Origin of the sequence: Paucibacter aquatile, assembly GCF_002885975.1 — a bacterium.
GTDB lineage: Bacteria > Pseudomonadota > Gammaproteobacteria > Burkholderiales > Burkholderiaceae_C > Paucibacter_A > Paucibacter_A aquatilis.
Genome location: NZ_POSP01000003.1, coordinates 3,742,529 through 3,763,210, shown reverse-complemented (window position 1 = coordinate 3,763,210; position 20,682 = coordinate 3,742,529). Strand labels below are relative to the sequence as shown.

Below are 20,682 nucleotides of genomic sequence, written 5' to 3'. Positions count from 1 at the left end.
GAGGGAAAGGGCGTCAGTCCAGACGCACAGGCGACTGCGCAGCGGCCACATGCTCGCCCTGCAACCATGCCTGCAGGCCGGCCAGAGCGCCATCGGCATAACCCCAGCTCACCACGGTCGGTCCCGGCACATCGAGGGCCTGGAAAGGGTTCCAGAGCACCAGATGCAGGTCAGGCGTCCAGGCGCGGGCGTTCTGGCCGTAACGCATGCGGTGGGTGGAGGCGACGATGTTCAGGCACCCATCCTGCGGCACCGTGGCCCAGTCCAGGGCCAGGATGTCCTCGACGAACTCAATCTGGGCATTCGGGAAGGCACGGAAGAGCTCGACGATTTGCGCGCCCGAGGGGCCGGCTTCCGAGACGCCATCGGTCGGCACCTCGGGCTGCACGAACACGCGCAGCGCCGCGTCGCGGACCGGCGGCGTGGCGCCGCGCAAGGCGGTCAGGCCGGCGGCCCAGGCTTGGCGCATCAGGCGGTCATCGGCGCCGCGCGGCTCGCCCTGGTAGTCGTCGTGACGCACCGGGTAGGCGGCGGCCAGCTTGTCCAGGCGGGCGGCGGCGATGCGGCCCTGCTCCAGGGTCAGCTCGCCGCGCTCGAAGGCGTCTTTCAAGGCCTGGATGGACTGGCCCTGCTCGTCCAGCGAACCCTGGGCCAGGATCATGTCGGCACCGGCCTGGATGGCCATCACGGCGGCGCGGGCGTAGCCGTAGCGCTCGAAGATGGCCTTCATCATCAGCGCGTCGGTGATGACCACGCCGTCGTAGCCCCACTCACGGCGCAGGATGTCGCCCAGGATCTTGGTCGACAAGGTGGCCGGGTGATCGGGGTCGATCTTCGGGTAGACGATGTGGGCCGTCATCACGGCGGGTGCCGCATCACGCAAGGCCTTGAAGGGGCGCAACTCCAGCGCATCCAGCTCGGCGCGGCTCTTGTCCACCGTCGGCAGGGCCAGGTGCGAGTCCACATGGGTGTCGCCGTGGCCGGGGAAATGCTTGACGCAGCAGGCCACGCCTTCGCGCAGCGAACCGGCCATCCAGGCGCCGGCCAAACGGGTCACATCATCGGCATCTTCGGAGAAGCTGCGCTCGGCGATCACCGGGTTGGCCGGGTTGTTGTTGATGTCCAGCACCGGTGCGAAGTTCCAGTTCACACCGATGGACGCCAGGCCGCGAGCGACCGCGGCGCCGACCTTCTCGGCCAGGGCGGCGTCATCGGCCGCGCCCAAGGCCATGGCCGAGGGCGCCTGCGGCAGAAAGGTGGCGCGCACCACCGAGCCGCCTTCCTGGTCGAGGCCGATCAGAGCGCCGGGGCCCATGACCTCGCGCAGATCGCGGGTCAGCTGGCGCACTTCGGCTTCGGTACCCAGGTTCTTGCGGAACAGGCAGACGGCGCGCACCTGGTTGGCGCGCAGGAACTCGGCGGTGGCCGCGTCCAGGGACTTGCCCTGGATGTCGACCATCACCAGCTGGCCGGGATGAAAAGCAGTCATGACAGCCGGCCCCGATCAGTTCGTCTTGGTGACCTTGGCCAGATGCGGCGGCGCATCCGGGTTGCGGCCGCGGGCGCGGGCCAGGGCTTCCACCATGGGGTAGAAGCTCTGCACCACGGCGATCGGGTCCAGGTCTTCATTGCCGGTGCAGGCCAGGGGCAGCTCGGCGCCGGGCGTGCCGGCCGGCGCAGCCAGCAGCACACGGGCACCACGGCCGCGCATTTCCTCGGCCAGGGCAATCAGGCCGGCCTGGGCCGGGCCACGCGGCGCGAACACCAGCATGGGGTAGCCCTCGTCCACCAGGGCCATGGGGCCATGCTTGACCTCGGCGCCCGAGAAGGCCTCGGCCTGGATGCCGCAGGTTTCCTTGAACTTCAGCGCCGCTTCCATGGCGATGGGCAGGCCCGTGCCACGGCCGATGACGAAGAGCTTGTCCGCGCCCTTGAGCACGTCCACCGCCACATCCCAGCGCTGCTTGGCTGCTTCTTCCAGGGCCGAGGGCAGCTGCTGCAGCGCGGCCTGCAGGTCTTCATCACCGCTCCAGGCGGCCACCACGCGGGCGCCGGCCACCAGCTGGGCGATATAGCTCTTGGTGGCGGCCACGCTCAGCTCGGGGCCCGAGCGCAGCGGGAACACGAATTGCGCGGCATCGGCCAGCGGCGAGCTCTCGGCATTGACGAAAGCCACGGTGCGGGCACCGCCTTCACGGAAGAACTTGGTCGGTGCGACCAGATCGGGGCTTTGGCCCGATTGCGAGAAGGCAAGGGACACCAGGCCGTCGCAGACGATCTTGCTCTGGTACAGCGTCACCAGCGACATCGGCAGCGAAGTCACCAGGCGGCCCATGCGCGCCATCATCAGATAGGCCATGTAGTGGGCGGCATGGTCCGAGCTGCCACGGGCCACGGTCAGCAGCGCCGTGGGCGGCTGCTCGCGCAGGGCCTCGCCCAGCTCGGCGTAGGCGTTCTGGTCATGGGCCAGCTGGTGTGCGACAGCGGCGGGGGCACTCAGGGCTTCTTGCAACATGCGCGAGGCATGCACCAACTCAGGCGAGGTCAATTTTTTCTCCTTCAACGACCACGCCTTGCAACTGCAAATCACGGTCCAGTACAACAAAATCCGCCCAAGCACCAGGCTGCAGGCGACCGCGATCTTCCAAACCCATGTAGTCGGCAGCAAAGGTCGACACGCGCCGCGAGGCGTCTTCAATCTCCAGGCCCAGACCGACCAGATTGCGCAAGGCCTGATCCATGGTCAGGGTGCTGCCGGCCAGGGTGCCGTCGGGCAGGCGCACGCCGCCCATGCACTTGGTCACGCGGTGGCGGCCCAGGCTGTACTCGCCATCGGGCATGCCGGCCGCGGCCGTGGAATCGGTGACGCAGAACATGCAGGGGATCGCGCGCATGGCCACGCGGATGGCGCCGGGGTGCACATGCAGCAGGTCCGGGATGATCTCGGCGTACTTGGCATGGGCCAGGGCCGCGCCCACCATGCCGGGCTCGCGGTGGTGCAGGCCGGACATGGCGTTGAACAAATGGGTGAAGCCACCGGCGCCGTGCTGCAGGGCCTGCACGCCGTCCTCGTAGGTGCCGGCCGTGTGGCCGATCTGCACCTGGAATCCTTCGGCGCGCAGCTCGGCGATCAGGTCCAGCGTGCCGGGCAGTTCCGGCGCCAGGGTGATCAGGCGGATGGGCGCCAAGGCATGCAGGGCATGGATCTCGGCCAGGGTCGCGGGCTTGGCAAAGTCGGGCTGGGCACCGAGCTTGCCGGGGTTGATGTAAGGGCCTTCCAGGTGCACGCCGAGCAGGCGGGCCGAGCCCGGCGCGCGCTGGGCGCAAAACGGGCCGAGGGCGCTGAGGGCCGAGCGGATCTCGTCCAGCGGCGCCGTCATGGTGGTGGCCAGCATGGAGGTGGTGCCGTGGCGCACATGCAATCGCCCGATCTGGCCCGCGGCGTCGCCGCCTTCCATGGTGTCGCGGCCACCGCCGCCGTGCACATGCACATCGATGAAACCAGGCAGCACGATCTGGCGCTCGCCGGCATCGTGCCGGACCTGGCTTTCCGTGACCGGGCTGCCGTGGATGGCGCTCACGCGCCCTTCAACATAGTCCAGTCGACCCCGTACAAAGCCTTGCGGCGTGAGGATGTCTGCGTCGATGTGCTGTACTGAGGTCATCCTTCGCCTATCCCTCGCGCCGCATCTCGGCGACAAAGTCGTAGTAATCGCTGCGGCAGTAGGAATGCGTCAGCTCGACGGCATGACCCGATTCCAGATAGCCCACACGGGTGATGAACAAAACGGCCTGGCCCACCGGCACTTCCAGCAGACTGGCGAGTTTGGTGTCGGCATTGATGGCCCGGATGTGCTGCAGCGCGCGCACCGGGGCGCCGCCGAGCTTGGCCAGGTGTTCGTACAAAGAGGCCTGCACGCTGGCCGGATCGGGCAGCACGGCCTCGGGCAGCACGCTGACCTCGTAGGCCATGACCACGGTGTCGGCCAGACGCAAGCGCTCCAGACGCGCCACGCGCTCGCCGGTGGACAGGCCCAGGCTCAGCTGCTCGTCCGGCGCGGCCGGCGTGAAGCTGCGGGTCAGCCAGCGCGAGCTGGGCTTGAAGCCGCGTTGCTGCAGCTCTTCCGAGAAGCTGGTCAGGCGCGACAGCGGCTGCTCCAGCTTGGGCGCGATGTAGTTGCCCGAACCGCGCTTGCGGATGATCAGGCCTTGCTCGACCAGGCGATCGATGGCCTTGCGCGCGGTCACGCGCGACAGGTCCAGCGATTCAGACAGCACCCGCTCCGAAGGCAGGGCCTCGTCGGCGTGGTACACGCCCTCACGGATGGCCTGGGCCAGCTTGTGGGCCAGCTGCATGTACAGCGGCGAGGCGGCGTCCGGATCGGGCTTGAATTGAAATGCGATGCTCATCACGAAATCCTCAGCGTTGCAGTGCGCTGCGCACCAGGTGCAGCGCACCTTCGGCGGAATCACCCCGAGGTGACACGCAGCGGGCACGAATGGTGCCTGAGAATTCGGAACTCAAACGCAAAGCGATGCTTCCGCACAGTGCCAGAGGCAGTTCAGCCTGGGGATCCAGGGCGTGGGCCAGGCGTTCCAGCTCGCTCACGGCATCGGCGACAAAGCCGGCCGCCACCGGATCGTTCGGCGCGTGGTCGAAGACCAGGGGCGCCAGGCTGGCATAACCATGCTGACCGGCGGCAGCGCACCAGGCCAGGATGGTGGCGCGGTCCTGGCCGGCCACGGCCCAGACAGCGCGGGCCAGCGCGCCGGCTTCAGCGCGGCCGTCCAGGGCCTGCTGGGCATGGCGCATGGCCTTCAGGCCCAGCCAGGCGCCGCTGCCCTCATCGCCGCAGACCCAGCCCCAACCGCTGATGTAGGCGCGCTCGCCATTGCGGCGCAGGCCTTCACCGATGGTGCCGGTGCCCGCCGCGACCACCGCGCCGGGCTCACCGCCATGGGCGCCCAGCAAGGTGGTGAAACCGTCGTTGTCCAGGGCCACCAGGGCATAGCCAGGCTGCAGGGCCGAGAAGGCCTCGACCTGCGCCTCGACGCCGGTGCCCGACAGGCCCAAGCCGATGGCGCAGCGCGACAGATCCAGCTCACCCAGGCCTGCTTGCGCAGCCGCGGCCTGCACGGCCTGCTGGATGTGGCGCCAGGCTTGCTCGGCGCCTTGACCCAGGGCCGAAGGGCCGGACTCGCCCTGCCCCAGCAGCACGCCGTCCCGGTCGCTCAAGCGCACGCGGGTGCCGGTGCCGCCACCGTCCACCCCGATCAGGTACTGCACCGCTGCCGAAAGATCGGAAGCCGTGGCGCCCTGCAGGGCTTGTGAACGAAGGATGACCGTTTTCATATTAATACCAGTTTAGTACCAAAAATGAAGACCCGTCAATGGCTGGTCTACCCTGGTTGCAGCCGTGCAGAAACGCCACATGGGCGCCTTGTCAGTGCCGAGTCAGAGGTACAGAACTGCACAGCACCCTGGGCAAACACCATACCAGTTTAGAACCAAGCTGGCGACTGGTAGCAGCCCGGAGTGCATGTGAATCTTGAGCAAACCTTGAGCAGGTCTTGAAGAGGTCTTTAGAGCAAAGCTCCATCGACCGGCAAAACGACAGATTGTCGTTGACGGCTCTTTCGTTTCCGGGTGCGCCGCCTCGGGGATAGCCCTGAGTCGGGCCGCCGCAACCCTCAGTCCAGCGACCAGTCCAGCGCGCGACCGTGTTGCGCCAAAAAGGCCGCCGCGGCGCTGAAATGCCCGCAGCCGATGAAAGGCACGGGCGGCCGCAAGGCCGAGAGCGGTGAGGGGTGGTTGGCCTGCAAGACGCAGTGCGACGCGGCGCCCGGGCCTTGAGCCGCCGCGATCAGTGGCGCCTTGGCCTGCGCGTACGCGCCCCAGAGCATGAAGACCTTGGGCGCGGGGTCGCGCGCGGCCGCGGCGATCAGGGCGTCGCTCAGGGCTTCCCAGCCCTGCTTGGCGTGGCTGGCGGGCGCGCCATCTTCCACCGTGAAACAGCTGTTGAGCAGCAGCACACCGCGCCGCGCCCAGGCACCCAGATGTGGCGACATGGGCGGCTGCTGGCCCAGATCGCGCTGCAGTTCCTTGAACACATTGCGCAGGCTGGGCGGCGGCGTCACCCCCTCGGGCACCGAGAACGCCAGACCCTCGGCCTGCCCCGGCCCGTGGTACGGATCCTGACCGAGGATGAGCACACGGGTCTCGGCCAGGGGCGTGAGGCGCAGGGCACGCAGCGGCTCGGGCGGGTAGATCCGCGCACCGGCTTCGCGGCGGCGCTGCAAGAAAACCAGCAGGCGCTGGCCCTCGGCGCTGGCCACCCAGGCATCGAGCACCGGCTGCCAGCCGGGGTCCACGGGGGCCAGCAGGTCCAGACTCACAGGCTCGCCCGGCAAGGCCTCAGGCGAACAAGGCGGCCAGCGCCTCACCCGGATCGGGCGCACGCATGAAGGCCTCGCCAACCAGGAAGGCATGCACGTTCGCGGCGCGCATGGTCTGCACATCGGCTGCCGCCAGAATGCCGGACTCGGTCACCAGCAGACGCTCGGCCGGCACACGGTCCAGCAGACCCAGGGTGGTGTCCAGCGTGACCTCGAAGCTGCGCAGATTGCGGTTGTTGATGCCGACCAGCGGGGTCTTGAGGCGCAGGGCGCGGTCCAACTCGGCACCGTCGTGCACCTCGACCAGCACGGCCAGGCCCAGGCTCTGCGCCACGGCCTCGAGATCGGCCATCTGCGCATCATCGAGGCAGGCGGCGATCAGCAGGATGCAGTCGGCCCCCATGGCCCGCGCTTCAAAGACCTGGTACTCGTCGACCATGAAGTCCTTGCGCAGCACCGGCAGCGCGCAGGCCGCGCGGGCCTGCTGCAGGTAGGCGACCGAGCCCTGGAAGAACTGCGCATCGGTCAGCACACTCAGGCAGGCGGCGCCGTGGCGGGCATAACTCTGCGCGATGGCGGCTGGCTCGAAGTTCGCGCGCAGCACGCCCTTGCTGGGGCTGGCCTTCTTGATCTCGGCGATCACGGCACTTCCCTTCAAGGGATTGCCAGCGGCGATCCGGGCGCGCAGCGCCGCTTCGAAGTCGCGCAGGTCGGCGCGGCGCTCGGCACTCTCGGCCTCCTCGCGCAGGCTGGCCAGCGAGCGCTGGCGGCGCAGCACGGCCAGCTCTTCATGTTTGACCGCAACGATGCGGCGGAGGATGTCGGACATGGTGGGACTCAGCAAAATGAAAGGACGTCCTGCCGGCTGCAAGCTCAAAGCTTGCGAATTTTTGTAGCGAGCGGCTGTCAGGCTAGGCGGACGGAGCGCAGGAACCGGAACGTACTTCCTGTACGTGAGGATTCCGAGCACCGGACCAACGACGCATGGCAGTCGCGCAGTAAAAAATTCACAAGCTCTCAGCCGCGGCCGAGAGCTTGTGTGGCGGCCACAAACTGGTCGAGCTTGGCGCGGGCCGCGCCGCTGGCAATGGCCGCGCGGGCGCGGGCGATGCCGTCGGCGATGGAGCTGGCCACATTGGCGGCGTACAGGGTGGCGCCGGCATTGAGCAGCACGATGTCACGCGCCGCGCCGTCCTCATTGGCCAGGGCGCCGAGCAGCATCACGCGCGACTCCTCGGGGCCGGCCACGCGCAGGCTGCGGTTGGACACCATGGCCAGGCCGAAGTCCTCGGGGTGGATCTCGTACTCGCGCACCTCGCCGTTCTTCAGCTCTCCCACCAGGGTGGCGGCGCCCAGCGAGATCTCGTCCATGCCGTCCTTGCCGTAGACCACCAGGGCATGCTCGGCGCCCAGGCGCTGCATCACACGCACCTGGATGCCGACCAGATCGGGGTGGAACACGCCCATCAGGATGTTGGGCGCGCCGGCCGGGTTGGTCAGCGGGCCCAGGATGTTGAAGATGGTGCGCACGCCCATCTCCTTGCGCACCGGGGCGATGTTCTTCATCGCCGGATGGTGGTTGGGCGCGAACATGAACCCGATGCCGGTCTGCGCCACGCTCTCGGCCACCTGGGCCGGGCTGAGCATGATGTTGGCGCCCAGCTGCTCCAGCACATCGGCGCTGCCGGTCTTGCTGGAGACACTGCGGTTGCCATGCTTGGCCACCTGCGCGCCGGCAGCGGCAGCCACGAACATCGAGCAGGTGGAGATGTTGAAAGTGTGGGCGCCATCGCCGCCCGTGCCCACCACATCGACCAGATGCGGATGCAGGGCCGGCTCCAGCGGCACCTTGTTGGACAGCTCGCGCATCACCTGCGCGGCGGCGGTGATCTCGCCGATGGTTTCCTTTTTCACCCGCAGGCCGGCCAGCAGGGCGGCGGCCATGACAGGCGACATCTCGCCGGCCATGATGCGACGCATCAGGGTCAGCATCTCGTCGTGGAAGATTTCCCGGTGTTCGATGACGCGGGTCAGGGCTTCGGTGTCGGTGATCGGCATCTCAATTTCCTCTCAAGCGAAGTACTCGCGCACGGTCGCCACAGCGTGGTCCACACCGGCCGCATCCACATCCAGATGGGTCACAAAACGCAGGCGATACAGGCCCGTGGCCAGCACGCCGCGCGATTTCAGATAAGGCAACAAGCCTGCAGCACGCTCTCCCTGAGCCACATCGACAAACACGATATTGGTCTGCGGCGCTTCCACGCTCAGGCCGGCAATGCCTTGCAGGCCCTGAGCCAGACGCTGAGCCAGGGCATGGTCGTCGGCCAGGCGATGAACGTGATGGTCCAGCGCATGGTGGGCTGCAGCCGCCAGCACACCGGCCTGACGCATGCCACCGCCCAGCATCTTGCGCCAGCGGTGGGCGCGCTGGATCACCGCCGCCGAGCCGCAGAGCACCGAACCGACCGGGGCGCCCAGGCCTTTGGAAAAACAGACCGAAACGCTGTCGAAATGGCTGCAGATGCGCCGCGCCGCAGCATACGGATCCGCGGCATCCACGGCTACCGCGGCATTGAACAGGCGCGCACCGTCCAGATGGCGCGTCAGCCCATGTTTCTGCGCCAGGGCCGAGGCGGCAGCCAGATAGTCCATGGGCAACACCTTGCCGCCGATGGTGTTCTCCAGCGTCAGCAAGCGGGTGCGCGCGAAATGGGCGTCATCGGGCTTGATATTGGCCTCGATATCGGCCAAGGACAGCGAGCCGTCGGCCTGATGCGGCAGCGGCTGGGGCTGGATGGAGCCGAGCACGGCCGCACCGCCGCCTTCCCAGCGGTAGGTGTGGGCGAACTGGCCGACGATGTACTCCTCGCCGCGCTGGCAATGCGCCATCAGCGCCGCCAGATTGCTTTGCGTGCCGGTGGGCATGAAGAGTGCCGCCTCAAAGCCGAGACGCTCGGCCAGGGCATGCTGCAAGGCATTGACCGAGGGGTCATCGGCAAACACATCGTCACCCAACGGAGCCGCCATCATGGCAGCCCGCATCGCGACCGTCGGCTGAGTCACCGTATCACTGCGAAGATCGACAACAGTGCTCATGGTGATCAAAGGGCCAGTTGGAGAAAGTTCTTGAGCATGGCGTGGCCATGCTCGCTGAGGATGGACTCGGGGTGGAACTGCACGCCCTCCATCGGTGTGGCCGTGCCGGCCAGTTCGCGGTGACGCACGCCCATGATCTCGCCGTCCTCGCTGCGGGCGGTGATGTCGAAGACCGCGGGCAGCGTGGCCTCCTCGATCACCAGCGAGTGATAACGGATGACGCTGAAATCACGCGGCAGGCCGTGGAACACGCCCTTCTGGTCGGTGCTGATGGTGCTGGCCTTGCCATGCATCTGGGTCTTGGCGCGAATGATCTTGCCGCCCATGGCCGCCCCCATGCTCTGGTGGCCCAGGCACACGCCCAGGATGGGCAGCTTGCCGGCGAAATGCTGGATGGCCGGCACGCAGATGCCGGCCTCTGCCGGCGAGCACGGCCCGGGCGAGAACACCAGGTGATCGGGACGCAAGGCCTCGATTTCGTTCAGGGTGATCTCGTCATTGCGAACGACTTTGACCTCAGCGCCGAGTTCGCCGAAGTACTGCACCAGGTTGAAGGTGAAGCTGTCGTAGTTGTCGATCATCAGCAGCATTTAGAAGCCCTCCTCAACCAGTTCAGCGGCGCGCAGCAGGGCGCGGGCTTTCGCTTCCGTTTCTTTCCACTCCAGCTCGGGCACCGAGTCGGCCACGATGCCGGCCGCGGCCGAGACGTACAAAGTCTGATCCTGCACGATGCCGGTGCGAATGGCGATGGCCAGGTCCATATCGCCGGCAAAACTCAGGTAGCCGCAGGCGCCGCCGTAGATGCCGCGCTTGACCGGTTCCAGCTCTTCGATGATCTGCATGGCGCGGATCTTGGGCGCGCCCGAGAGCGTGCCGGCCGGGAAGGCGGCGCGGAACACATCCATATTCGACAAGCCCTCGCGCAGCCGGCCTTCGACGTTGCTGACGATGTGCATCACATGCGAGTAGCGCTCCACCGCGTAGGCATCGGTCACCTTGACCGAGCCGATCTCGGCGATGCGGCCCAGGTCGTTGCGGGCCAGGTCAATCAGCATCAGGTGCTCGGCGCGCTCCTTGGGGTCGGCCTTGAGCTCGGCTTCCAGGGCCAGGTCTTGCTCGGGCGTGCCGCCGCGCGGCCGCGTGCCGGCCAAGGGGCGGATGGTGACCTGCTGGCCCTCGGCCACGCGCTCATGCCGCACCAGGATCTCGGGCGAGGCGCCGACGATCTGGAAGTCGCCCATATCGTAGAAATACATGTAAGGGCTGGGGTTGAGCGAGCGCAGGGCGCGGTACAGGCTCAGCGGTGACTCGGTGTAGCGCTTGGACAGGCGCTGGCCGAAGACGATCTGCATGCAGTCGCCGGCGGCGATGTAGTCCTTGGCCTTGAGCACGGCCGCTTCGAAATCAGCGCGTGCAAATTCGCGCTGCACCGGGTGCGCCTGGCCGCGCTTGACCTGCGGCGCGCTGACGCTGTAGCTGAGCTTGTCGCGCAGCTCGGTCAGGCGCTTCTTGGCCTTGTGGAAGGCTTCGGGCTGGGCCGGGTCGGCATAGACGATCAGGTAGAGCCGACCCGAGAGGTTGTCGATGACGGCCAGTTCCTCGCATTGCAGGAGCATCACATCGGGCGTGTCCAGGCCACCGGCCTTTTCGGTCTTGGCCAGCTTGGGCTCGATGTAGCGGACCGCGTCGTAGCCGAAGTAGCCCGCCAGGCCGCCGCAGAAGCGCGGCATGCCGGGGCGCAGGGCCACTTTGAAGCGCTGTTGATAGGCCTCGATGAAGGCCAGCGGATCGCCTTCATGCGTCTCGACCACGGCGCCGTCGCGGATCACCTCGGTCTTGCGCCCATGGCTCTTGAGCACGGTGCGGGCCGGCAGGCCGATGAAGGAGTAACGCCCGAAGCGCTCGCCACCGACCACGGATTCGAGCAGAAAGCTGTGCTTGCCCGAATTGCCACCGTAAGCGCCGGCGCCGGAGCAGAGTTTCAGGTACAGAGACAGCGGGGTCTCCAGGTCCGCGAAAGCCTCGCTGATCAGCGGGATGCGGTTGTAGCCCAGGCTGGCCAGGCTTTGAAATTCAAGTTCAGTGATCATCACGTCAAACCCTTGCAGGCAGGCGACGCGCACCGGGAATCAGGGGGTGGCGGTGGCGCGGCGCATCAACAAAGAAGAGACGACGGGCGCTGGGACCGGATCAACGACAGGCGACACCCAGGTTTGGGCGCACGTAGAGCAGCGTCGATTCAGGAGGCCATGGTCAGGCATGGTGTGACGAGCTGCGCGCGGGGCGGCTCGGACATCACGCCTGCGGCAAGCAGCAGGCCAAGCGGCGTCTTCTTCAGCGAAGGAAGGCGAGCGGGCGACGCCAGGGCCAGGCTCCCCGGTCGTGCGACCCCTTGATGTGCTTGCGCGTGATGAACATAGTGCGGGCGAGTGTAGCAGCCCCATTCAAACAGGCGTTGGCAGAGTCTTGAGCTTGCAGCCATACTGCCGCTTACTTTTGCTTACCTGGCGGATGCGCCGCGCAGAAGCATGACACCACAACAAAGACGACGGAGACAACACGCATGCGTGACGCAGCAGGATTTTCACTTCGCTCCCGGCGAGCCCTGGGCTTGAGCGCCCTGGCCGGCCTGTTCTTGTTCGCCATGGGCGGCAGCGCCCAGGCGCAGACCGTGGAGCTGGCCGGAGTGAAGTACGAGGGACAGGCCGACATCGGCGGGCAGAAGCTGCAGCTGAACGGCGCGGGCATCCGCTACAAGGCCGTGTTCAAGGTCTACACCGCCGGTCTGTATCTGGCCGAGAAGACCAGCAATGCCGAGGCCGCCTTGGCCGCCCCCGGCGCCAAGCGCATCCACCTGGTCATGCTGCGCGAGGTGGATGGCAACGAGCTCGGCAAGCTCTTCACCAAGGGCATGGAGCAGAACGCCTCGCGCGAGGAATTCGGCAAGGCCATCAACGGCGTGCTGCGCGTGGCCGAGATCTTCTCCACCCGCAAGAGCCTGACCTCGGGCGAATACTTCTGGATCGACTACGTGCCCGGCACCGGCTCCACCGTCTTCCTGAACGGCAAACCCATCGGCGCACCGATCAAGGAGCCCGAGTTCTTCAGCGCCCTGCTGCGCATCTGGCTGGGCAAATCGCCCGCCGACGATCAGCTGAAAGACGCCCTGCTGGGCGTCAAGCGCTCGCTGCGGGAGCGAGGCTGATCTGATCGAGCCGGTCCAGGTGCTGCAGCGCGGGCAGTGCCGTGATCGGCTCGCCATGGTTGTAGCCATAGCTGAGCAGCAGCACCGGGCAGCCGGCCGCCGCCGCGGCGCGCGCATCGTTGCTGCTGTCGCCGATCATCCAGGTTCGGGCCGGCGCCGTGCCCAGCGCTTCGCAGGTTTTGAGCAAGGGCAAGGGGTCGGGCTTTTTGCGCTCGAAGTCATCGCCTCCGAACACGAAATCGAAGAAGCCTGACAGCTGCTTGCGCGCCAGCAACTCGCGCGCAAAAGCCGCCGGCTTGTTGGTCAAACAGGCCATGGGCCGCCCGGTCGCACGCAACTGCACCAGACCCTCACGCACGCCGGGGTAGACCTTGGAAAACTGCCCGTTGAGCTCGCGGTAATGCGCCTGGTACAGCGCCCAGGCCGGTTCGTAGAGCTGGGCCGGGTCGGCGCCGACATGGTCCAGGGTGCTGCGGATCAAATGCTCGCTGCCCTGCCCGACCGTGCGCTCGACAAAGGCGCGCCGCACCTCGGGCAGCCCCAGTTCGTTCAGAACCCGGTTCAGAACCGCGACGAAATCACCGAGGGTGTCAACCAGGGTGCCGTCCAGGTCGAGGATGAAGGCATCGGGCATCAGGCTCATGGTGTCGGGCAGGTGTTGGGCGAACCGAGGTTCTGGCGGGCATTGAGGTGGGCGCCAAGCATATCGCCCGGCGGCACACCCGCCCCTCGCTGCGCGATGGCGGGAGCACATTCGCTGGCATGACGGACCCGCAGGTGCATCCCGCGGCACTCCTTACGTAACCCAGGGTCCGATGCCGCATCGCTGGCAGACTGGCCGACGTCCTGTTTGCTGACCCGACGCTGCCCCGCACTGACACGCCTGCCATGTTCACACCCGCCCCCACACCTGCGCCCCGCCTCACGACCCCGTCCGCGCTGCCGCGCCTGATCCTGGCCCTGTGCCTCTTGCCTCTCAGCGCCTGTGTGGCCATCGGCGAGCTGGCCTACGACACCCGGCTGGAACAGGAGCGGGAGCGCTGCCAGAGCCTGCTGCCCAGCAGCGAGCGCGGCGCCTGCCTGGAGCGTGTGCGGTCCACCGAGCGACAGGCCCAGCAGGTGCGCCAGCAGAACGAAGACCGCGACCGCGGCCAGGAGAAAAAGCGCCCGGGTGAAATCTGCATCACCCGCAGCAACGGCGAACGGGTGTGTTCCAACTGAGCATCTGCCCACCCGGCCCCAACCGGCTTGCGTGCCGCGCAGTTCGATGGGCCTGAGGCCCACCCTGTTGCCGTCCAGACAATAGTTTGCATTCTCGACATTTGTCTAGAATGCAGGCATGGACAGCAAAAAAGAGCTGCTGCTGGCATTGCTGCAGCAAGACCCCTTCATCGGCCAGCAGGCGCTGGGCGAGCGCCTGGGCCTGTCACGCTCGGCCGTGGCCGGGCATATCGCGGCGCTGACGCGCGAGGGCCGCATCCTCGGCCGGGCCTATGTGCTGCCGCAGCAGGCGCCGGTCCTGTGCATCGGTGGCGCCAACATCGACCGCAAGCTGCGCACCCTGGGCGCGCTGCAGATGGGCAGCTCCAACCCGGCCGTGATGAGCGAAAGCCTGGGCGGCGTGGCGCGCAATGTGGCCGAGAACCTGGCCCGCCTGGGCCTGCCCACCCAGCTGATCACCGCCGTGGGCGAGGACGCCGCTGGCCAGGCCTTGCTGGCGCAAGCGACGGCGGTGGGCATGTCCACCCAGGGCACGCTGCGCGCGGCGGACGCACCGACGGGCAGCTACACCGCCGTGCTCGATGCGGCCGGCGAAATGCAGCTGGCCCTCGCGGCCATGCCCCTGGCCGAGCGCCTGGACCCGGAGTTTCTGCGCCGCAGCTGCGCCCAGCGCCAGCAGGCGCGGATGATCGTGCTGGACCTCAATCTGCCGGCCGAGAGCATCGCCTTGCTGCTGCGCGAAGCGCAGGAAAACCCGGGCCGGCGCCTGCTGGCCGTGGCGGTCTCCGAGGCCAAGATGCGCCACCTGCCGGCCCAGCTGCAGGGCTTGACGACCTTGCTGCTGAACCGCGGCGAGCTGGCGGCCCTGCTCGGCCACGCCCTGCCCGCCCACGACCCGCAGCAGCCCCTGCCCGCCCTGGCCCCGGCCCTGGCCGAGCTCCATGCCCGTGGCCTGCCCCAGCTGGTGCTGAGCCTGGGCGAGGCCGGCTTGATCTGCAGCGAGGCCGGCCAGGCCCCGCAGCATCTGCGCGCCCCGGCCGTGCCGGTCTGCGATGTCACCGGCGCCGGTGATGCCCTGGCCGCCGGCGTCTGCGCCGGCCTGCTGCAGGCCGAAGCCAGCCTGGCCAGCGCCTGCCGCCTGGGCCTGCGCCTGGCGGCCTTGACCGTGCAAAGCCCCCACACCGTTCACCCCGAGCTCAGCCCCGCGCTGCTGCAAGAGCCAGAAGACTTCACGAAGCCACACGCATGAACCCCTCCCCCCGTACCGCCCGCACCACCCCCTCCGCCGATTTCCTGGTCTTCTCCGCCGAAGTGGCCGCCGCGCGCGCCGCCGGCCAGCCCGTGGTGGCCCTGGAGTCCACCATCATTTCGCACGGCATGCCTTACCCGCAGAACGTGCAGACCGCGCGCGAGGTGGAGGCCCTCATCCGCGCCGAGGGCGCCGTGCCGGCCACCATCGCCATCCTGGACGGCAAGATCCGCATCGGCCTCTCGGACGCCGAGCTGGAGCTGCTGGGCCGCTCACCCGAGGCGATGAAGGTCAGCCGCCGTGACCTGCCCTTTGTGCTGGCCAGCGGCCGCATCGGCGCCACCACCGTGGCGGCCACCATGATCTGCGCCGAGTTGGCCGGCATCGAGGTCTTCGTGACCGGCGGCATCGGCGGCGTGCACCGCGGCGCCGAGACCAGCTTCGACATCTCGGCTGATCTGCAGGAGCTGGCCCAGACCTCGGTGGCCGTGGTCTGTGCCGGCGCCAAGAGCATTCTGGACATCGGCCTGACCCTGGAATACCTGGAAACCCACGGCGTGCCCGTGCTCAGCGTGGGCCAGGACCACTTCGCCGCTTTCTACACGCCGGACAGCGGCTTCAAGGCCGACTTCCGCCTCGACAGCGCCGCCGAGCAGGCCCGCTTCCTGCGCTGCAAATGGGACCTCGGCCTGCGCGGCGGCGTGGTCGTGAGCAACCCGGTGCCAGCGGCCGAAGCCATGCCGCGCGAGGAAATCGACGCCATCACCGCCCAAGCCCTGCAGGAGGCCGAGGCGCAAGGCATCACGGGCAAAGCCGTCACGCCCTTCTTGCTGGCGCGCATCAAAGCCCTGACCGAAGGCCGCAGCCTGGCCACCAACATCGCCCTGGTGAAGAACAACGCCCGTGTCGGTGCGCAGCTCGCCCGCGCCATGCAAGCCCTGGCCTGAAGCCCGGGCCCGTTCACGGAGCAGCAATACAGGCCATTTCTTGATCGCTTAAGCTTCGGCACCCCTCCCACAGCGCACCCTGCCTGGGTGCCTGCGCCGAAAGCGAACAAGAAATGCGCCTCAAGCCCATCGCCCTGAGCACCGTCGTCCTGCTGAGCCTGGCCGGCGGCGGCTGGTACCTCCAGCAGCACAAGAAATCAAACCCAGGCGTCGACAGCGCGGCGCCTGCCAACCCCGCTTCCGCGGCCAGCGGCGCAGCCGGCAGCTCCAGCAGCAAGAGCCCGCCGCAAACCGTGGGCGTCATGGCCGCCCGCCTGCAGGACGTGCCGGTAACGGTGGAAGCCAGCGGCACCGTGGCCTCGCTCAAGACCGTGGACCTGCGCGCCCAGACCAGCAGCGTGGTGCGCGAGGTGCTGATCAAGGACGGCGACACGGTGCGCCGGGGTCAGGTCTTGTTCCGCTTCGACGACCGGCCGGACCGGGCCAATGTCGAGCGCGCCCGCGCCCAGCTGGCCCGCGACCGCGCCAGCCTGGCCGATGCCGAGCGCCAGTACAAGCGCGCCCAGGAGCTGCGCGCCCAGAACTTCATCGCCCCCAGCGCCCTGGACAGCAGCCAGGCCGCGGTGGAAGCGCAACGCGCCGCCGTGCAGGCCGACGAGGCCGCGCTGAGAACGGCTGAATTGAGCCTGGGCTACAACGAGCTGCGCGCACCCATGGACGGCCGCGTCGGCCTGATCAGCGTCAACCCCGGCAGCCTGGTGCAAGGCGGCAGTGCGGCGGCCACGCCCCTGCTCAGCATCGTGCAGATGAACCCCATCGGCGTGAGCTTCAACCTGCCGGAAACCCAGCTGGCACCCCTGCTGGCGGCCACGCGCGCCGCGCCGGGCGAGAAGAACCCGCCCGCACTGGATGCCCAGCTGCTGATGCCCAGCGCGCGCGGGGGCAGTGAGCAAGCGGCCAAGGAACAACCCCTGAAGGGCAAGCTCGGCTTTGTCGACAACCTCGTCGACAGCAGCACCGGCACGATCAAGGTACGGGCCGAGTTCGACAACAGCCAGCAGACGCTCTGGCCCGGCCAGTACGTGCGCATCCGCATGACGCTGCGCACGATCAAGGACGCGGTGGTGGTGCCGCAGGCGGCCATCATCCAGCGCGGCAACGAGCGCTCCGTCTACGTGGTGGGCGCCGACAAGAGCGCCGAGATGCGCCCGGTGCAGACCCGCTACCCCTTCGGTGACTGGGTGGTGGTCGAAGGACTGAAGGCCGGCGACAGCGTGGTGGTGGAAGGCAAGCAAAACCTGCGCCCCGGCACGCCGCTCAAGACCCAGCCGGCCCAGCTGAACCCGGCCCAGAGTGGAGGCGGCAAACGCGGGGCGGCGGCTTCTGCGGCCTCCGCTGCGTCCAGTGCATCCGCCGCCGGAGCCTGAGCATGCGCCTGACGGAAGCCTTCATCCGCCGGCCGGTCATGACCGTGCTGCTCAATCTCGCCCTGGTGATCGCCGGCCTGGCGGCCTGGAGCAAGATCCCAGTGGCCGCCCTGCCCTCCTACAACACGCCGGTCATCAATGTGCAGGCCAGCCTGCCCGGTGCCTCGCCCGAGACCATGGCCTCGTCGGTGGCCCTGCCGCTGGAAAAGCAGTTCTCCACCATCGCGGGCTTGAACGCGATCTCCTCCAGCAGCATCCTGGGTTCGACCTCGCTGACCCTGGAGTTCGACCCTTCGCGCAATATCGATGCGGCTGCGGTGGACGTGCAGGCGGCGCTGTTCCGCTCGCTGCGCGCCCTGCCCACCGAGATGAGCTCGCCGCCCAGCTACCGCAAGGTCAACCCGGCCGATGCGCCGGTGCTGCTGGTGGCGCTGACCTCGCCCTCGATCAACCTGTCCGAGCTGAACGATTTTGCCGAGAACCTGATCACCCCGGCCCTATCCACGCTGGACGGCGTGGCGCAAGTCTCCATCTTTGGACAGAAGCGCTATGCGGTGCGCATCAAGGTCAAGCCCGAGCTGCTGCAGCAGCGCAACCTGACGCTGGAAGAGCTGCAGACCGCGATCCGCGGCGCCAATGCCAACACCCCGGTGGGCGTGCTCGACGGCACGCGCCAGACCCTGACCATCCAGGCCAACAAGCAGCTCAAGAATGCGCGCGAGTTCGGCGCCATCGTCGTCGCCAGCCGCAACGGCGCACCGATCTTTCTGCGTGATGTGGCCGAGGTGCAGGACAGCTTCGAAACGGTCAAATCCTTCGCCAGCTTCAACGGCGAGCGCTCCATCACCCTGGCCGTGCAGCGCCAGCCCGATGCCAACACGGTCAAGGTGGTCGATGCGGTCAAGGCCATGCTGCCGCGCTTCCAGGCCCAGCTGCCGGCCTCGGTGCAGATGAGCACGCTGAACGACCGCTCGCTCTCGGTGCGCGAATCGCTGCACGATGTCTACTTCACCCTGGCCCTGACCGTGGCCCTGGTGGTGATGGTGATCTTCATCTTTCTGCGCAAGGCGGTGGCGACGCTGATCCCGACCCTGTCGCTGCCGATCTCGCTGATCGGCGCCCTGACCCTGCTCTACGCCCTGGGCTACAGCCTGAACAACATCTCGTTGCTGGGCATCACCCTGGCCGTGGGTCTGGTGGTTGACGACGCCATCGTCATGCTGGAGAACATCGTCCGCCATGTCGAGGACGGCATGGAGCCGTTTGCAGCCGCCGTGCGCGGCGCGCGCGAGATGGCCTTCACCATCGTCTCGATCTCGATATCGCTGGTGGCGGTGCTGATCCCCATCTTCTTCATGCCCGGCGTGATCGGCCTGCTCTTCCACGAGTTCGCGGTGGTGGTCAGCCTGTCCATCCTGGTCTCGGCCGTGGTCTCGCTGAGCCTGGTGCCCATGCTCTGCAGCCGATTCCTGCGCCACCACGAGCCGCAGGAGGAAGGCCGCTTCGGCCGCCTGTTCGAGCGCGGCTTCAACGCCGTGCTGGGCGCCTACACCCGCAGCCTGGACGCCGCCCTGCGCCACCGCCGCTGGGTGCTGGGCGTGGCCCTGCTGAGCTTTGCTGCCAGCGCCTGGCTGTACGACCGCATTCCCAAAGGCTTTTTCCCCGAGGAAGACATCGGCCAGATCCAGGCCAGCACCGAGGCCTCCGAGGACATCTCCTTCAACGCCATGCAGGTGCTGCAGGAGCAGGCCGCCGAGATCGTGCGCAAGGACCCGGCCGTGGCCAGCGTCTCGGCGGCGCTGGGCGCCGGCGGTGGCGGCGGCAATGCGGTCAACACCGGCCGCATGTTCATCAACTTGAAAGCACGCGGCGAGCGCCCGCCGATGAAAGAGGTGGTCGAGGGCCTGCGCAAGAAGCTGCGCGCCGTGCCCGGCCTAGCCGTCTACCTGCGCCCGGTGCAGAACCTGCAGCTGGGCGGGCGGCAAAGCAAGAGCCGCTACCAGTTCAGCTTGCAATCGGTGGCGACGGGTGAGCTGAACAGCTGGGCCAGCAAGCTGCAGGAGAAGCTGCGCGGCGACCCCATGTTCCGCGATGTGACCAGCGATTCCCAGCTGCGCGGCCTGCAGGCCAATCTCATCATCGACCGCGAACGCGCCGCCCTGCTGGGCGTGCAGATGCAGGACCTGCGCAGCGCGCTCTACGCCGCCTTCGGCGAGCGCCAGGTCAGCAGCATCTATGCCGAGAGCAACACCTTCCAGGTCATCATGGAGGCAGCCGACAGCGAGCGCCTGAACGAAGAGGCCTTTGGCAAGATCTATCTGCGCGGCAAGGGCGGCGCCTTGGTGCCGCTGACGGCCTTTGCCAGCGTGCAGCGCGGCCTGGGGCCCACCTCGGTCAACCACCAGGGGCAGCTGCAAGCCATCACCCTGTCCTTCAATCTGGCGCCCGATGTGCCCCTGGGCAATGCCACGGCCAAGCTGGATGGCTATGTCAAGGAGATCCAGCTGCCGGCCAGCATCATCACCAGCTACGGCGGTGATGCCGCGGTGTTCCAGGATTCGCAAGGTGGGCAGCTGCTGCTGATCGGCCTGGCGATTGCGGTGATCTATGTGCTGCTGGGCGTGCTCTACGAGAGCTACATCCACCCCATCACCATCCTGGCCGGCCTGCCCTCGGCGGCCGTGGGCGCGCTGATCACGCTGGAGCTGTTCGGCATGGACCTGACGCTGATCGCCACCATCGGCATCCTGATGCTGATCGGCATCGTCAAGAAGAACGCCATCATGATGATCGACTTCGCGCTGGAGGCGCAGCGCCACGGCGGCATGAGCCCGGCCCAGGCCATCCGCGAGGCCTGCATCCTGCGTTTCCGCCCCATCATGATGACCACCCTGGCCGCCTTGATGGGCGCCCTGCCCATCGCCCTGGGCCTGGGCGCCGGCGCCGAGCTGCGCCAGCCCCTGGGCCTGGCCGTGGTCGGCGGCCTGATCCTGTCGCAGGCGGTGACGCTCTACATCACGCCGGTGATCTACCTGGCCCTGGACCGTTTCAGCGGCAAAGGCCCGGACACCCGGGTCATCGAGGACAGCGCTGCAGCCTCCCATGTCCAGCCGAGCTGAAGCCGTTTGCGCTAGCGCA

Annotated in this window: 18 protein-coding genes; 6 read left to right on the top strand and 12 right to left on the bottom strand. The window is 67.8% G+C overall.

The window, feature by feature from the left end:
* Nucleotides 1–13: 13 nt before the first annotated feature.
* From nagZ to trpE, 11 genes are all read right to left on the bottom strand, one after another.
* Nucleotides 14–1,489 (bottom strand): beta-N-acetylhexosaminidase, encoded by a 1,476-nt coding sequence (nagZ, locus tag C1O66_RS19360; protein ID WP_102769397.1) that lies wholly within the window; start codon nt 1,487–1,489, stop codon nt 14–16.
* A gap of 15 nt (nt 1,490–1,504) precedes the next feature.
* The gene (locus tag C1O66_RS19355) at nt 1,505–2,515 is read right to left on the bottom strand and encodes an SIS domain-containing protein (protein ID WP_102769748.1); all 1,011 of its coding nucleotides are present in this window, start codon (nt 2,513–2,515) and stop codon (nt 1,505–1,507) included.
* 19 nt (nt 2,516–2,534) lie between these two features.
* The gene (gene nagA, locus C1O66_RS19350; protein ID WP_102769396.1) at nt 2,535–3,665 is read right to left on the bottom strand and encodes an N-acetylglucosamine-6-phosphate deacetylase; all 1,131 of its coding nucleotides are present in this window, start codon (nt 3,663–3,665) and stop codon (nt 2,535–2,537) included.
* A 7-nt stretch (nt 3,666–3,672) separates the two neighbouring features.
* Nucleotides 3,673–4,410, bottom strand: a complete 738-nt coding sequence (locus tag C1O66_RS19345; protein ID WP_171829049.1) for a GntR family transcriptional regulator — start codon at nt 4,408–4,410, stop codon at nt 3,673–3,675.
* Between the two features lie 10 nt (nt 4,411–4,420).
* The gene (locus tag C1O66_RS19340) at nt 4,421–5,353 is read right to left on the bottom strand and encodes a glucosamine kinase nucleotide-binding domain-containing protein (protein ID WP_102769395.1); all 933 of its coding nucleotides are present in this window, start codon (nt 5,351–5,353) and stop codon (nt 4,421–4,423) included.
* Nucleotides 5,354–5,691: 338 nt separating this feature from the next.
* Complete coding sequence (locus C1O66_RS19335; protein ID WP_243392846.1) at nt 5,692–6,396, bottom strand: uracil-DNA glycosylase; 705 nt, start codon at nt 6,394–6,396, stop codon at nt 5,692–5,694.
* Nucleotides 6,397–6,415: 19 nt separating this feature from the next.
* Nucleotides 6,416–7,225, bottom strand: coding sequence for an indole-3-glycerol phosphate synthase TrpC (gene trpC, locus C1O66_RS19330; protein ID WP_102769393.1), 810 nt, complete (start codon nt 7,223–7,225; stop codon nt 6,416–6,418).
* A gap of 188 nt (nt 7,226–7,413) precedes the next feature.
* On the bottom strand, nt 7,414–8,454 hold the full coding sequence (gene trpD, locus C1O66_RS19325) for an anthranilate phosphoribosyltransferase (protein WP_102769392.1): 1,041 nt from the start codon (nt 8,452–8,454) through the stop codon (nt 7,414–7,416).
* 12 nt (nt 8,455–8,466) lie between these two features.
* Nucleotides 8,467–9,495 (bottom strand): low-specificity L-threonine aldolase, encoded by a 1,029-nt coding sequence (gene ltaE / locus C1O66_RS19320; RefSeq protein WP_207795988.1) that lies wholly within the window; start codon nt 9,493–9,495, stop codon nt 8,467–8,469.
* A 5-nt stretch (nt 9,496–9,500) separates the two neighbouring features.
* Nucleotides 9,501–10,085 (bottom strand): anthranilate synthase component II, encoded by a 585-nt coding sequence (locus C1O66_RS19315; protein WP_102769390.1) that lies wholly within the window; start codon nt 10,083–10,085, stop codon nt 9,501–9,503.
* Nucleotides 10,086–11,585: an anthranilate synthase component I gene (gene trpE, locus C1O66_RS19310; protein WP_102769389.1), complete on the bottom strand. Its 1,500-nt coding sequence runs from the start codon at nt 11,583–11,585 to the stop codon at nt 10,086–10,088. It abuts the gene before it with no gap.
* Between the two features lie 473 nt (nt 11,586–12,058).
* Here trpE and C1O66_RS19305 point away from each other — a divergent pair, with 473 nt between their 5' ends.
* A complete protein-coding gene (locus tag C1O66_RS19305; protein WP_102769388.1) occupies nt 12,059–12,700 on the top strand; it encodes a chalcone isomerase family protein in 642 nt (213 codons plus the stop codon).
* Here C1O66_RS19305 and gph read toward each other — a convergent pair.
* Entirely contained in the window at nt 12,672–13,343 is a 672-nt protein-coding gene (gene gph / locus C1O66_RS19300) for a phosphoglycolate phosphatase (protein WP_102769387.1), read from the bottom strand. The two genes, C1O66_RS19305 and gph, sit on opposite strands and share 29 nt — an antisense overlap.
* 245 nt (nt 13,344–13,588) lie before the next feature.
* On the opposite strand from gph, the gene C1O66_RS19295 reads away from it, so the two are divergent.
* From C1O66_RS19295 to C1O66_RS19275, 5 genes are all read left to right on the top strand, one after another.
* On the top strand, nt 13,589–13,921 hold the full coding sequence (locus C1O66_RS19295) for a hypothetical protein (RefSeq protein ID WP_102769386.1): 333 nt from the start codon (nt 13,589–13,591) through the stop codon (nt 13,919–13,921).
* A 118-nt stretch (nt 13,922–14,039) separates the two neighbouring features.
* Entirely contained in the window at nt 14,040–15,170 is a 1,131-nt protein-coding gene (locus C1O66_RS19290; protein ID WP_102769385.1) for a PfkB family carbohydrate kinase, read from the top strand.
* On the top strand, nt 15,167–16,117 hold the full coding sequence (locus C1O66_RS19285; RefSeq protein ID WP_102769384.1) for a pseudouridine-5'-phosphate glycosidase: 951 nt from the start codon (nt 15,167–15,169) through the stop codon (nt 16,115–16,117). Before C1O66_RS19290 ends, C1O66_RS19285 begins: the two co-directional genes overlap by 4 nt.
* 113 nt (nt 16,118–16,230) lie before the next feature.
* Nucleotides 16,231–17,544: an efflux RND transporter periplasmic adaptor subunit gene (locus tag C1O66_RS19280; RefSeq protein ID WP_102769383.1), complete on the top strand. Its 1,314-nt coding sequence runs from the start codon at nt 16,231–16,233 to the stop codon at nt 17,542–17,544.
* 2 nt (nt 17,545–17,546) lie between these two features.
* Nucleotides 17,547–20,663, top strand: a complete 3,117-nt coding sequence (locus tag C1O66_RS19275) for an efflux RND transporter permease subunit (RefSeq protein WP_102769382.1) — start codon at nt 17,547–17,549, stop codon at nt 20,661–20,663.
* The last annotated feature ends 19 nt before the right edge of the window (nt 20,664–20,682 follow it).